Source organism: Streptomyces sp. NPDC058295 (assembly GCF_042880655.1).
In the GTDB taxonomy this organism is placed as follows: domain Bacteria; phylum Actinomycetota; class Actinomycetes; order Streptomycetales; family Streptomycetaceae; genus Streptomyces; species Streptomyces coriariae.
The window spans coordinates 22,931-35,511 of sequence record NZ_JBHVYO010000031.1; the positions used below are offsets into that span (position 1 = coordinate 22,931).

Annotated in this window: 11 protein-coding genes; 5 read left to right on the plus strand and 6 right to left on the minus strand. The window is 72.8% G+C overall.

Annotation, left to right across the window (positions count from 1 at the left end):
- Nucleotides 1-27 precede the first annotated feature (27 nt).
- From ACFVYS_RS28910 to ACFVYS_RS28925, 4 genes are all read right to left on the minus strand, one after another.
- Nucleotides 28-1,449 (minus strand): lysine N(6)-hydroxylase/L-ornithine N(5)-oxygenase family protein, encoded by a 1,422-nt coding sequence (locus tag ACFVYS_RS28910; protein ID WP_389506691.1) that lies wholly within the window; start codon nt 1,447-1,449, stop codon nt 28-30.
- Nucleotides 1,446-2,804: a pyridoxal phosphate-dependent decarboxylase family protein gene (locus ACFVYS_RS28915; protein WP_389506693.1), complete on the minus strand. Its 1,359-nt coding sequence runs from the start codon at nt 2,802-2,804 to the stop codon at nt 1,446-1,448. Before ACFVYS_RS28915 ends, ACFVYS_RS28910 begins: the two co-directional genes overlap by 4 nt.
- Nucleotides 2,805-3,370: 566 nt before the next feature.
- The gene (gene pepN, locus ACFVYS_RS28920) at nt 3,371-5,851 is read right to left on the minus strand and encodes an aminopeptidase N (RefSeq protein WP_389506695.1); all 2,481 of its coding nucleotides are present in this window, start codon (nt 5,849-5,851) and stop codon (nt 3,371-3,373) included.
- A gap of 170 nt (nt 5,852-6,021) precedes the next feature.
- Nucleotides 6,022-6,375: a chorismate mutase gene (locus ACFVYS_RS28925; RefSeq protein WP_389506697.1), complete on the minus strand. Its 354-nt coding sequence runs from the start codon at nt 6,373-6,375 to the stop codon at nt 6,022-6,024.
- Nucleotides 6,376-6,467: 92 nt separating this feature from the next.
- Here ACFVYS_RS28925 and ACFVYS_RS28930 point away from each other — a divergent pair, with 92 nt between their 5' ends.
- The gene (locus ACFVYS_RS28930) at nt 6,468-7,361 is read left to right on the plus strand and encodes a hypothetical protein (protein ID WP_389506699.1); all 894 of its coding nucleotides are present in this window, start codon (nt 6,468-6,470) and stop codon (nt 7,359-7,361) included.
- Between the two features lie 39 nt (nt 7,362-7,400).
- Here the strand turns inward: ACFVYS_RS28930 and ACFVYS_RS28935 are convergent, their stop codons facing one another.
- Complete coding sequence (locus ACFVYS_RS28935) at nt 7,401-8,315, minus strand: SDR family oxidoreductase (RefSeq protein ID WP_389506701.1); 915 nt, start codon at nt 8,313-8,315, stop codon at nt 7,401-7,403.
- A 1-nt stretch (nt 8,316) separates the two neighbouring features.
- Nucleotides 8,317-9,057 (minus strand): SDR family oxidoreductase, encoded by a 741-nt coding sequence (locus tag ACFVYS_RS28940; RefSeq protein WP_389506703.1) that lies wholly within the window; start codon nt 9,055-9,057, stop codon nt 8,317-8,319.
- Between the two features lie 54 nt (nt 9,058-9,111).
- On the opposite strand from ACFVYS_RS28940, the gene ACFVYS_RS28945 reads away from it, so the two are divergent.
- Genes ACFVYS_RS28945 through ACFVYS_RS28960 form a run of 4 tightly spaced genes read left to right on the plus strand, consistent with a single transcriptional unit; the run spans nt 9,112 to nt 12,485 of the window.
- A complete protein-coding gene (locus ACFVYS_RS28945) occupies nt 9,112-9,882 on the plus strand; it encodes an enoyl-CoA hydratase family protein (protein ID WP_389506705.1) in 771 nt (256 codons plus the stop codon).
- Nucleotides 9,875-10,711, plus strand: coding sequence for a CoA transferase subunit A (locus ACFVYS_RS28950; RefSeq protein ID WP_389506707.1), 837 nt, complete (start codon nt 9,875-9,877; stop codon nt 10,709-10,711). The genes ACFVYS_RS28945 and ACFVYS_RS28950 overlap by 8 nt, the downstream gene beginning before the upstream one ends.
- The gene (locus ACFVYS_RS28955) at nt 10,708-11,427 is read left to right on the plus strand and encodes a CoA-transferase subunit beta (protein WP_389506709.1); all 720 of its coding nucleotides are present in this window, start codon (nt 10,708-10,710) and stop codon (nt 11,425-11,427) included. Before ACFVYS_RS28950 ends, ACFVYS_RS28955 begins: the two co-directional genes overlap by 4 nt.
- Nucleotides 11,427-12,485: an NAD(P)H-dependent flavin oxidoreductase gene (locus ACFVYS_RS28960; protein WP_389506711.1), complete on the plus strand. Its 1,059-nt coding sequence runs from the start codon at nt 11,427-11,429 to the stop codon at nt 12,483-12,485. Before ACFVYS_RS28955 ends, ACFVYS_RS28960 begins: the two co-directional genes overlap by 1 nt.
- Nucleotides 12,486-12,581: the final 96 nt, after the last annotated feature.

A 12,581-nucleotide genomic window follows, 5' to 3' on the forward strand; every position in this document is an offset into this window, starting at 1 on the left:
ACCGCCCTTTTGGCGTTTTCGGGGTGTCTAGCGTCGGTCGACGAGGGGGGTGAGGGTGGGTGCCTGTCGGGCGGCGGGGACTCGGGGTTGCGGTTGTTCGAGTCCGAAGGTGGTGAAGGCGGTGCGGGTGGGGAGGGGGTAGGTCTCTTTGCCGGTGAGGGTGTTGAGGATGGTGGCGGCGCGCCAGGCGGCGAGGCCGAGGTCGGGGGCGCCTACGCCGTGGGTGTGGCGTTCGGCGTTCTGGAGGTAGATGTTGCAGCCGGTGGCGGTGACGGAGGGGTCGAGGACGAGTCGGAAGTGTTCGTCGACGCGGGGGCGTTCGCGGTTGTCGCGGCGGATGTAGGGGTCGAGTCCGGCGAGGATGCGGTCGAGGGGGCGTTCGCGGTGGCCGGTGGCGAGGACGACGGCGTCGGTGGTGAGGCGGGTGCGGGTGTTCTGCTGGAGGTGTTCGAGGTGGAGTTCGATCTTGGTGGTGGCGATGCGTCCCGCGGTGCGGACGCGGACGCCGGGGGTGAGGACGGTGTCGGGCCAGCCGCCGCCGAGGGTGCGCTGGTAGAGCTCGTCGTGGATGGCGGCGAGGGTGGTGGCGTCGATGCCTTTGTGGAGTTGCCATTGGGCGGTGGTGAGGCGGTCGCGGGTGCTTTCGGGGAGGGCGTGGAAGTAGCGGGTGTAGTCGGGGGTGAAGTGTTCGAGGCCGAGTTTGGAGTACTCCATGGGGGCGAAGGCGTCGGTGCGGCCGATCCAGTGGAGTTGTTCGCGGCCGGCGGGGCGGTGGCGGAGGAGGTCGAGGAAGACTTCGGCGCCGGACTGTCCTGATCCGACGACGGTGATGTGGCCGGCGGTGAGGAGGGTGTCGCGGTGGGTGAGGTAGTCGGCGGCGTGGACGACGGGTACGCCGGGGGCGTCGACGAGGGGGCGCAGGGCGTCGGGGATGTAGGGCTCGGTGCCGATGCCGAGGACGACGTTGCGGGTGTGGGTGCGGCCGAGGGCTTCGGCTTCGCCGTCGGTGTCGAGTTGGGTGTGGTCGACTTCGAAGACGTCGCGTTCGGGGTTCCAGCGGACGGCGTCGACCTGGTGGCGGAAGTGGAGTCCGGGGAGTTGGTCGGCGACCCAGCGGCAGTAGGTGTCGTATTCGGCGCGTTGGGTGTGGAAGCGCTCGGCGAAGTAGAACGGGTAGAGGCGTTGGTGGGTTTTGAGGTAGTTGAGGAAGGTCCAGGGGCTGGTGGGGTCGGCGAGGGTGACGAGGTCGGCGAGGAAGGGGACTTGGACGCGGGCGCCGTCGATGAGGAGGCCGGGGTGCCAGTCGAAGCGCGGGCGTTGTTCGTAGAAGACGGCGTCGAGTTCGGCGAGGGGGTGGGCCAGGGCGGCCAGGGAGAGGTTGCAGGGGCCGATGCCGATGCCGATGAGGTCGCGGGGGGTGTCGGTGCCGAAGTGTGGGGGTGTGTTCATCGGGGGGTGTTTCCTTCCACCAGGTCGAGGAGGGCGGCCAGCTCGTGGGGGCGGGTGTGAGGGTTGAGGAGGGTGGCCTTGAGCCAGAGCCGGTCGGCGAGGCGGGCTCGGCCGAGGACGGCGTGGCCGTGGGTGAGGAGGCGGCGGCGTATCTCGGCCACGGTGTCGTCGGTGGCGCCGGTGGGGCGGAAGAGGACGGTGCTGATGGTGGGTGGGGCGTGGAGTTCGAAGCCGGGGTGTGCGGTGACGATGCCGGCGAACGCGTGGGCGTGGGCGCAGACTTGGTCGACGAGGGCGCCGAGGCCGGTGCGGCCGAGGGTTTTGAGGGTGACGGCGATCTTGAGGGCGTCGGGGCGTCGGGTGGTGCGCAGGGAGCGGCCGAGGAGGTCGGGGAGGCCGGCTTCGGTGTCGTCGTCGGCGTTGAGGTAGTCGGCGTGGTGGTGGAGGGCGGCGAGGTCGTGTGCGTCGCGGGTGGCGAGGAGTCCGGCGGCGACCGGTTGCCAGCCGAGTTTGTGCAGGTCGAGGGTGACGGTGTGGGCGGTGTCGAGGCCGGTGAGCAGGTGGCGGTGGCGGTCGCTGAAGAGGAGGCCGCCTCCGTAGGCGGCGTCGATGTGGAGGCGGGCGCCGTGGGTGGTGGTGAGGGCGGCGATGGCGGGGAGGGGGTCGATGAGTCCGGCGTCGGTGGTGCCGGCGGTGGCGGCGACGAGGAGGGGGCCGGGCAGGGTGGTGAGGGTGTGGGTGAGGGCGGTGGGGTCGAGGGTGCCGGTGGGGGTGGGGATGATGACGGGTTCGGGGAGGCCGAGGAGCCAGGCGGCGCGGGGCAGGGAGTGGTGGGCGTTGGCGCCGCAGACGAGGGTGAGGGTGGGGCCGTGGGTTTCGCGGGCGAGGAGGAGGGCGAGTTGGTTGGCTTCGGTGCCGCCGGTGGTGACGAGGGCGTCGGCCATGCCGGCCTGAGCGGCGAGTGTCCGTGTCACGAGGGCCTCCAGTGCGGAGGCGGCCGGTGCCTGGTCCCAGGAGTCGAGGGAGGGGTTGAGGACGGAGACGGCGAGGTCGGCGGCGGCGGCGACGGCGAGGGGCGGGCAGTGCAGGTGGGCGGCGCAGAGGGGGTCGGCGGGGTCGGCGGCGCCTTCGGCGAGGGCGTGGACGAGGGTGGTGAGGGCGTGCGGGTCGCCGTGTTCGGGGAGGAGGTCTCCTGCCGCGTGCCGTACGCGGGCGGCGACGGCTTGGGGGCCGCCTGCGGGGAGTGGTCCTCCGCGGGCCCGGGTGCCGGTGGCGAGGGCGTCGAGGACGGTGGTGAGCAACGGCCGTAGGGCGTCGGGGCCTTCGGGTCCTGAGGCGAGGGGCGGCATGCTCACGGGGGCTCCTCCGGGGCGCGGGGGCGGGTGCGGGTGCCCGTAGCGGGGAGTGTCAGCTTGTCGGGGATTGCGGAGGCGCGTCCTCGACATCCGGTGAGGGAACCCTTACGGGGGACGTGCGTTTTCGGCCCCGGTCGTTTTCAGCCCTGGTTGTCTTCAGCCCCGGTGCGGGCGATCGCACCGGGGCTGGTGTGGGGCGCTGCTGGGGGCTGCGCCCCCAGACCCCGCTTCGGCCCTGACCGGGCCTCGTCCTCAAGCGCCGGACGGGCTGGATTTGCCGACCGGCGCTGAGTGGCACGGCGGCCGGGGCCTCCCGGGCCGAGGGGGCTCCCGGGCCGGGGGCTTCTCGGGCCGGGAGGCTCCCGGGCGGGCGGGCTTCTCCGGCCTACGGGGCTCCCGGGCCGGCGGGCCTCCTGGGCCGGGGGGCTTCCCGGGCCTGCGGGCCTCCGGGCCGACGGACCTCCGGGCCTGCGGAGCTCCCGGGCCGACGGGCCTCCCGGGCCCGCTGGACTTCCCGGGCCGACGGGCCTGCGGGCCTCCGGGCCTCCGGGCTCCCGGCCGGGGCCCTACGCTCCCCTCACCCGCAACGCGCGGGCCAGGTCGTCGAGTTGGTCGACGAGCTTGCGGCGCAGGGCGGGGATGGGGTCGGCGTCGGTCAGGCACTCCTCGCCCAGGCGGAGGGTGTCGGGGTCGACGGCGTGGGTGGGGAAGGCCCAGCGGCCGGCGGCTTCGGCGATGGCGGGGCCGCGGCGGGCGGCGACGGCGACGGCGTCCTGGTAGAAGCGGGGGACGTAGTCGGCGACGAGGTCGCTCTGTTCGGGTTGCCAGAAGCCTTGGGCGGTGGCGGTGAAGAGGTAGTTGGAGAGGGTGTCGTCGTCGAACATGGCGGCCCAGGCGGTGCGTTTGGCGTCCGCGTCGGGGAGGGCGGCGCGGCAGCGGGCGGCGCCTTCCTGGCCGGTGGCGGAGGGGTCGCGGTCGAGTTCGGTGGCGATGGCGCGCTCGTCGGTGGCGCCGAGGACGGCGAGTCGGGCGAGGACGCGCCAGCGCAGGTCGGGGTCGAGTTCGGGGCCGCCGGGGACGGTGCCGTCGGCGAGCCAGGCGGCGATGGTGTCGGGGTGGGCGGCGACGTCGATGAAGTGGCGTACGGCGGTGAGGCGCAGGCCGGGGTGGTCGCCGTCCTCGGTGCGGCGGATGAGGTCGCGGCAGAGGGCGGAGAGGGTGGCGACGGCGGCGGGGCGCTGCTCGGGGGTGACGTAGCGGTCGGCGACCTGTGCGGAGGCGTAGGCGAGGACGCCCTGGACGAGGGCGAGGTCGGTTTCCTTGGGGAGGTGGGCGCGGGCGGCGTCGAGGTAGGCGGTGGGGGCGAGGTCGCCGTCGCGGACGGCGTCGCGCAGGGCGTTCCAGACGACGGCGCGGGTGAGCGGGTCGGGCAGGCCGGACAGGCTGGTGCGGACGGTTTCGGAGGAGGCGGGGTCGAAGCGGACCTTGGTGTAGGTGAGGTCGCCGTCGTTGAGGAGCACCAGGGCGGGGCGCTTGCCGATGGGCTGGGGTGCGTGCTGCGGGATGTCGATCTCGAGGCGTTCGCGCAGGGTGAGGCCGCCTGCGTCGGTGAGGTCGAGGTCGTAGAGGCCGGCGGCGACGCGGTGCGGGCGGCTGCCGTGGTGGGTGATGGTGAGGGTGTGGTCGCCGTTGCTGCCGCCCAGGGTGGGGGTGAGGGTGTCGACGCCGGTGGTGCGCAGCCAGGCGTCGGCCCAGGCGTGGACGTCGCGGTCGGTGTGGGCGGCGAGGGAGTCGATGAAGTCGGCGAGGGTGGCGTTGGCGAAGCGGTGGCGGGCGATGTGGGTGTTGATGCCGGCGAGGAAGTCCTTCTCGCCGAGCCAGGTGACGAGTTGGCGTAGGGCGGAGGCGCCCTTGGCGTAGGAGATGCCGTCGAAGTTGAGGAGGGCGGAGGCGGTGTCGTCGACGTTCTCGGGGGCGACGGGGTGGGTGGAGGGGCGCTGGTCGGCGTCGTAGCCCCAGGGTTTGCGGACGACGCCGAAGTCGGTCCAGGTGTCGGTGAAGCGGGTGGCTTCGGTGAGGGTCTGGTAGCCCATGTACTCGGCGAAGGACTCGTTGAGCCAGATGTCGTCCCACCACTGGAGGGTGACGAGGTCGCCGAACCACATGTGGGCCATCTCGTGGGCGATGACCATGGCGCGGGTCTGGCGTTCGGTGTCGGTGACGGCGGAGCGGTAGACGAACTCGTCGCGGAAGGTGACGAGGCCGGGGTTCTCCATGGCGCCGGCGTTGAACTCGGGGACGAACGCCTGGTCGTAGGAGTCGAAGGGGTAGGGCTCCTCGAACTTCTCGTGGTAGCGGTCGTAGCACTGCCGGGTGATCTCGAGGAGTTCGTCGGCGTCGGCGTCGAGGTGGGGGGCGAGGGAGCGGCGGCAGTGGATGCCGAAGGGGAGTCCCTGGTGTTCGGTGGTGACGGAGTGCCAGGGGCCGGCGGCGACGGCGACGAGGTAGGTGGAGATGAGCGGGGTGGGGGCGGCCTGCCAGCGGCCTTCGCCGAGGTGTTCGGTGATGCTGTTGGCGAGGACGGTCCAGGTTTCGGGGGCCTTGACGGTCAGCTCGAAGACGGACTTGAGGTCGGGCTGGTCGAAGGCGGCGAAGACGCGCTGGACGTCTTCCATGAAGAGCTGGGTGTAGAGGTAGGTCTCGCCGTCGGTGGGGTCGGTGAAGCGGTGCATGCCTTCGCCGGTGCGGGAGTAGCGCATGCTCGCCCGGACGCGCAGTTCGTGGTCGCCGGCGGTGAGGTTCTCGAGGGGGAGCCGGTTGCCGTCCAGGGTGTCCGGGTCGAGGGGCTCGCCGTCGAGGGTGACGGAGTGCAGTGTCGCGGGCCTGACTTCGACGAAGGTGTCCCCGTTGGCGCGCGCGGCGAACCGGATGACGGTGCTGGACTCGAAGGTCTCGTCGCCGGTCGTCAGGTCGAGCTCGATGGTGTAGCGGTGGACGTCGAGGAGCTTGGCACGGCTCTGCGCTTCGTCGCGCGTCAGTACGGACATGAACGACATGCTGCCTGATACCGCTGGCCGGGCACAGGGGCGGATCGGTACGTGCCCTATGTCCCTTCCCGCGCCGGGGCGCCGTGCCGGGCGCGGGTGGCGTGGGCGAGGCGGGCGGTGTCGACGGGCTGCGTCCGGCCGGTCACCGTCGGTAGCGCCCGCCGCGCGGGTCAGTTCGGTGCGGGGGCCGGGCCGTTGACGGTGTCCTCGGCGATGCGCTCGTGGTGGCGGATCACCTCGGCGATGATGAAGTTGAGGAATTTCTCGGCGAACGCGGGGTCGAGTTTGGCGTTCTCGGCGAGGGTGCGCAGCCGGGCGATCTGGCGGGCTTCGCGGGCCTGGTCGGCGGGCGGCAGCTGGTGGCGGGCCTTGAGGTGGCCGACCTGCTGGGTGGCCTTGAAGCGCTCGGCGAGCATGTGGACGACGGCCGCGTCGATGTTGTCGATGCTGTCGCGCAGCCGGGCGAGCTCCTCGCGGACGGCGGGGTCGACGTCTCCGGAGCCGGGGGTGTTGCTGGTGGTCATGGGCGTTCACCCTAGTGCGTGCGCCGGGCCTGCTCCGGGGGTGGCCTGCCCTTACAGTGGAATCGGGTTCTCGGCCTCTTGGGGGTGCGGGCGTGGCGAACGGCGGGCCGGTCGAGCACGGGTATCCGCATCTGGAGACGGTGCGGGCGGCTGTCACGGCGTTGTACAGGCGGTTGTCGTACGACACCATCCATCAGTTCACGTCGAGTGTGGTGCCGGCGGACGTGGCGTTCTGCGACACGGACGATCTGCATCTGGGGGTGCAGCGGGTGGCGCGTGAGCTGGTGCGGCACTTCCGGTTGCCTCAGGCGCGGATGATCGTGGCGTTCCGTGCGATGGAGCATGCGGCGAACGTCGAACTCACGGCGGGTCCGGAGTACTTCGTCGAGCTGAACGACCGGTTCCGTACGCATCGGCGGGACATCGGCGCGGCGCTGGCGCACGAGATCATGCATGTCTATCTGCATCGGGTGGGGCTGTCGTTCCCGGGGACGCGGGACAACGAGATCCTGACGGACACGGCGACGACGTATCTGGGCGCGGGCTGGCTGTTGCTCGACGCGTACCGGGAGGACGCGGCGTCCTCGCAGAAGCTGGGGTATCTGACTCCGGAGGAGTTCGGGTATGTGCTGGCGAAGCGGTCGCTGGTCTTCGGTGAGGATCCGTCGGTGTGGTTCACGAGTGCGCAGGCGTACACGGCGTACGGGCGGGGTCTCGAGCGGGCCCGGCACGACGGGCGGCAGCCGCCGTTGACGGCGGCGGGCTGGGCGGGGCGGCGGCGTTACGCGCGTGATCGCCGGCAGGCCCGGGACCGGCCGTCGGTGGCGGCCCCGGACAGCCCGTACAGCTTCGTTCCGGAGGCGCCGGGGGCGTTGCGGGTGACGTTCGCGTGTCCCACCTGTCACCAGCGGATCAGGGTGCCGGTACGGGGTCGGGTGCGGGCGCGGTGCGCGTTGTGCCGGACGGTGCTGGAGTGCGACACGTAGGTGGGTCGTCGGGGGCTCGCGTGCCGTTCCCGGGGGCCCTCAGGGGGCCTGGGTCCCGTACACCGGGCCCGGTGGTGTGGTGTGCGTGAGCAGTTTCCGTACGGCTTCGCCCGCTTCGGCGGCGGTCCACCGGGCTCCTTTGTCGGTGGTGGGGCCCGGCCGCCAGCCCTCCATGACGGTGATCCGTCCGCCGTCCGCCTCGAAGACGCGTCCGGTGACGCCCTCGCTGGCGGCGGAGCCGAGCCAGACGACGAGCGGGGAGACGTTCTCGGGGGCCATCGTGTCGAAGCCGTTCTCGGGGGCGGCCATGGTCGCGGCGAAGGTGCGCTCGGTCATGCGGGTGCGGGCGGCGGGGGCGATGGCGTTGGCCTGGACTCCGTAGCGGGCGAGTTCGGCGGCGGCGACGAGGGTGAGGGCGACGATCCCGGCTTTCGCGGCGCTGTAGTTGCCCTGTCCGACCGAGCCGAGCAGTCCCGCGCCGCTGCTGGTGTTGATGATGCGGGCGGTGGGCGGGCGGCCCGCTCTGGTCTCGGCGCGCCAGTGTGCGGCGGCGTGTTTCAGGGTGAGGAAGTGGCCTTTGAGGTGGACGCGCAGGACGGCGTCCCAGTCGTCGTCGGCCAGGTTGACGAGCATGCGGTCGCGCAGGAAGCCGGCGTTGTTGACGAGGGTGTCGAGGCGGCCGTAGGTGTCCAGGGCGGCGTCGACGAGGGTGGCGGCGCCCTCGGGGGTGGCGATGTCGCCGTCGTGTGCGACCGCTTCGCCGCCGGTCGCGCGGATCTCGTCCACGACCTGTCCGGCGGGGCTGTGGGTGCCGGGTGTGCCGTCGAGGCCGACGCCGAGGTCGTTGACGACGACCCTGGCGCCCTCGGCGGCGAACGCGAGCGCGTGGGCGCGTCCGAGGCCGCGTCCGGCGCCGGTGACGACGACGACGCGCCGGTGGCAGATTCCGCTCATCTCACGTCTCCTTGTTGGCGGTTGCGGCGTCGAGGAAGGCGGGCCGTTCGCCGCCTCCGTGCAGGAGCAGGCTCGCCCCGCTGATGTAGCGGGCGGCGTCGGAGGCGAGGAAGACGGCCGCGGCGCCCACGTCGGCGGGGAGGGCGAGCCGGCCGAGGGGGACGGTGCGGGCGACGGCTTCGACGCCGTCGTCGCCGCCGTAGTGGAGGTGGGTCAGTTCGGTGTGGACCATGCCGACGACGAGGGTGTTCACGCGTATCCGGGGGGCCCATTCGACGGCCATGGAGCGGGCGAGGTTCTCCAGGCCGGCCTTGGCCGCGCCGTAGGCGGCCGTGCCGGGCGAGGGGCGGCTGCCGCTGACGCTGCCGATCATCACGATCGAGCCGTTCGTGTGCCGGAGGTGGTCGTATGCGGCGAGGGAGACGGTCAGTGGTGCGAGGAGGTTGAGTTCGATCACGCGCGCGTGCCGTGCGGCGTCGGTGTGCGTGAGGGGGCGGTAGGGGGCGCCGCCGGCGTTGTTGACGAGGATGTCGAGCCGGGGCAGGTCGGTGAAGAAGCGCTGTACGGCGTCGGCGTCCCGGACGTCGAGCGGTATGAACTCGGTTTTGTCGAGGGGGTGTTCCGGTGGCCGACGGGCGCAGACCACGACCCGTGCGCCCGCGCGGGCGAGGGAGCGTGCGATGCCGGCACCCACGCCGCGCGTGCCGCCGGTGACGACGGCGACCTTCCCGTCCAGCTCCATTCGCTGCTACCTTCCACCTAACAAACGTTTGGTGGAAAGGTAGCTGATGCTTCCATGGGTGTCTCCACCTCGTCCCCGGAAAAGGGGCCGGACAAGGGAATCGCGCTCGTCACGGTCGACTTCCCGCCGGTGAACGCGCTGCCGGTGAGCGGCTGGTTCGCCCTGGCCGACGCCCTGCGCGCGGCCGGCCGCGATCCCGGCACCCGGTGTGTGGTGCTGGCCGCCGAGGGGCGCGGGTTCAACGCAGGCGTGGACATCAAGGAGATCCAGACGCAGGGGCCGGGCGCGCTCGTCGGCGCCAACCGCGGCTGCTTCGAGGCGTTCGCCGCGGTGTACGAGTGCGAGGTCCCGGTGGTGGCGGCGGTGCAGGGCTTCTGTCTGGGCGGCGGGGTCGGCCTGGTGGGGAACGCGGACGTGATCGTGGCGAGCGAGGACGCCGTGTTCGGGCTGCCGGAACTGGACCGGGGCGCGCTCGGCGCGGCCACCCATCTGGCCCGGCTGGTCCCCCAGCACCTGCTGCGCGCCCTGTACTACACCTCGCGCACGGTCACGGCGGCCGAACTGCACGGGCACGGCTCGGTGTGGCGGGTGGTGCCGCCGGGCGGGCTGCGCGCGGCGGCCCTGGAGCTGGCCGGCGAGATCGCCGCGAAGGACGGCGAGCTGCTGCGTCTGGCCAAGGCGGCCATCAACGGCATCGACCCGGTGGACGTGCGCCGCAGCTACCGCTTCGAGCAGGGCTTCACCTACGAGGCGAGCGTCGGCGGGGTGGCCGACCGGGTCCGGGACACCTTCGGCGAGGAGAGGGACGGGGGCAGGCGTGCGTGACAAGACGATGACCGCCGAGGAGGCGGTCGCCCGGCTGCGCAGCGGCATGACGCTCGGCATCGGCGGCTGGGGCTCCCGCCGTAAGCCGATGGCGCTGGTCAGGGCGCTGCTGCGGTCGGAGGTCACCGATCTCACCGTCGTGTCGTACGGCGGCCCGGACGTCGGGATGCTCGCCGCGGCCGGCCGGATCCGAAAGCTGGTCACCGCCTTCGTCACCCTCGACTCGATCCCCCTGGAGCCGCACTACCGCGCGGCCCGCGAGCGCGGGGCCTTCGAACTGACGGAGGTCGACGAGGCGATGTTCATGTGGGGTCTGCACGCGGCCGCGAACCGGCTGCCCTTCCTGCCCGTGCGGGCGGGGATCGGTTCGGACGTGATGCGGGTCAACCCCGGCCTGCGGACGGTGACTTCGCCGTACGAGGACCAGGAGACGTTCGTGGCCATGCCGGCGTTGCGGCTGGACGCGGCCCTGGTGCACGTCAACCGGGCCGACCGGCTGGGCAACGGGCAGTACCTGGGCCCGGATCCGTACTTCGACGACCTGTTCTGCGAGGCGGCGGACGCGGCGTACGTCAGCTGCGAACAGGTCGTCGACACCGCCGAGTTGACGAAGGCGGCGGCGCCGCAGTCGCTGCTGCTCAAGCGGCACACGGTGACCGGGGTGATCGAGGCCCCGAACGGCGCCCACTTCACGTCCTGCGCCCCCGACTACGGCCGGGACGAGCCGTTCCAGAAGCGGTACGCGTCGACGCCCTGGCCCGAGTTCGCGGCGCGGTTCCTCGCCGGGGACGAGCGGGCGTACCGGTCGGCGGTCGGGGAGGAGTCATGAGCGAGGTGACGCGCGCCGAGTACTGCGTGATCGCCTGCGCGGAGGCGTGGCGCGGCGCGGGCGAGATCCTGGCCAGCCCCATGGGCCTGATCCCCTCGGTCGGTGCCCGTCTCGCCCGGCACACCTTCGCGCCGGACCTGCTGCTGACCGACGGGGAGGCACTGCTCGTCGGTCTCGACGGCACCGTCGAGGGCTGGCTGCCGTACCGGCAGCATCTGGCGCTGGTCACCGGGGGCCGGCGGCACGTGATGATGGGCGCGAGCCAGATCGACCGGTACGGCAACCAGAACATCGCGTGCATCGGCGACTGGGCGAAGCCCACGCGGCAGCTGCTCGGGGTGCGCGGCGCGCCGGTCAACACGCTGAACAACCCGACGAGTTACTGGGTGCCGAGGCACTCCCGGCGGGTGTTCGTCGAGCGGGTCGACATGGTGTGCGGGGTCGGGTACGACCGGGCGGCCGGCGCGCGCCACCACCGCATCCCGCGGGTCGTCTCCGACCTCGGGGTGTTCGACTTCGCCACCCCCGACCGGTCGATGCGGCTGGCCTCGCTGCATCCCGGGGTGAGTGTCGAGCAGGTCCGGGAGGCGACGGGGTTCGACCTCGTGGTCCCGGACGAGGTGTCGCGCACCCGTGGACCGACGGCGGGCGAACTGCGGCTGATCCGCGAGGTGATCGACCCGGGGAACACCCGGGCCCGGGAGGTCGCCGGCTGATGGAAACGGCGCTCACCCGGCTGGTCGGGGTCCGTCACCCGATCGTGCAGACCGGGATGGGATGGGTGGCGGGCCCGCGCCTGGTGTCGGCGGCGGCGGACGCGGGGGCGCTGGGCGTCCTGGCGTCCGCGACCATGACCGTCGACGGGTTGCGGGCGGCGGTGCGCGAGGTGCGGTCGCGGACGGCGGCGCCGTTCGGGGTCAATCTGCGGGCCGACGCGGCGGACGCCGGCGACCGGGTGCGGATCATCCTCGACGAGGGCGTGCGGGTCGCGTCCTTCGCGCTCGCGCCCTCCCCGGAGCTGATCGCCGAGCTGAAGGAGGGCGGGGTCGTCGTCATCCCGTCCATCGGGGCCCGCCGGCATGCCGAGAAGGTCGCCGCGTGGGGTGCGGACGCGGTGATCGTGCAGGGCGGTGAGGGCGGCGGACACACCGGGGACGTGGCGACGACGGTACTGCTGCCGCAGGTGGTGGACGCCGTGGACATCCCGGTGGTGGCGGCGGGCGGCTTCTTCGACGGGCGGGGGCTGGTGGCGGCGCTGGCGTACGGGGCGGCCGGGGTCGCGATGGGCACCCGCTTCCTGCTCACCTCGGACTCGCCGGTCCCGGACGCGGTGAAGGCGCGGTACCTGGCGGCGACGGTCCGGGACGTCACCGTCACCCGGGCGGTGGACGGCCTCCCGCACCGCATGCTGCGCACCGCTCTGGTCGACGCCCTGGAGGATTCCGGCCGGGCCGGGGCCCTGGTGCGGGCGGTGCGGCACGCGGCCGGCTTCCGCAGGCTGTCCGGCCTCACCTGGCGGGAGATGGTCCGCGACGGCCTGGCCCTGCGCCACGGCAAGGACCTCGCCTGGAGTCAGGTGCTGCTCGCCGCGAACACCCCGATGATGCTCAGGTCCGCGATGGTGGAGGGGCGTACGGACGCCGGGGTGATGGCCGCCGGGCAGGTCGCCGGGGTGATCGACGACCTGCCGTCCTGCGCGGAACTGGTGGCCCGGATCATGCGGGAGGCGGAGGAGACACTCGCCTCCCTGGACCGGCCCGGCGCCGCTCGTTGACCGCCGCCTTCGTGGCCGTCACCGCCGCCCGCTGTGACCGCCGCCTTCGTGGCCGTCACCGCCGCCCGCTGTGACCGCCGCCTTCGTGGCGGTCAC

Excerpts from the sequence above, each read along its gene's own strand:
- ACFVYS_RS28960 (WP_389506711.1), top strand. The coding sequence starts at position 11,427 with ATGGAAACGGCGCTCACCCGGCTGGTCGGGGTCCGTCACCCGATCGTG.
- ACFVYS_RS28945 (WP_389506705.1), top strand. The coding sequence starts at position 9,112 with ATGGGTGTCTCCACCTCGTCCCCGGAAAAGGGGCCGGACAAGGGAATC.
- ACFVYS_RS28910 (WP_389506691.1), bottom strand. The coding sequence starts at position 1,449 with ATGAACACACCCCCACACTTCGGCACCGACACCCCCCGCGACCTCATC.
- ACFVYS_RS28935 (WP_389506701.1), bottom strand. The coding sequence starts at position 8,315 with ATGAGCGGAATCTGCCACCGGCGCGTCGTCGTCGTCACCGGCGCCGGA.
- ACFVYS_RS28925 (WP_389506697.1), bottom strand. The coding sequence starts at position 6,375 with ATGACCACCAGCAACACCCCCGGCTCCGGAGACGTCGACCCCGCCGTC.
- pepN (WP_389506695.1), bottom strand. The coding sequence starts at position 5,851 with ATGTCCGTACTGACGCGCGACGAAGCGCAGAGCCGTGCCAAGCTCCTC.
- ACFVYS_RS28940 (WP_389506703.1), bottom strand. The coding sequence starts at position 9,057 with ATGGAGCTGGACGGGAAGGTCGCCGTCGTCACCGGCGGCACGCGCGGC.
- ACFVYS_RS28955 (WP_389506709.1), top strand. The coding sequence starts at position 10,708 with ATGAGCGAGGTGACGCGCGCCGAGTACTGCGTGATCGCCTGCGCGGAG.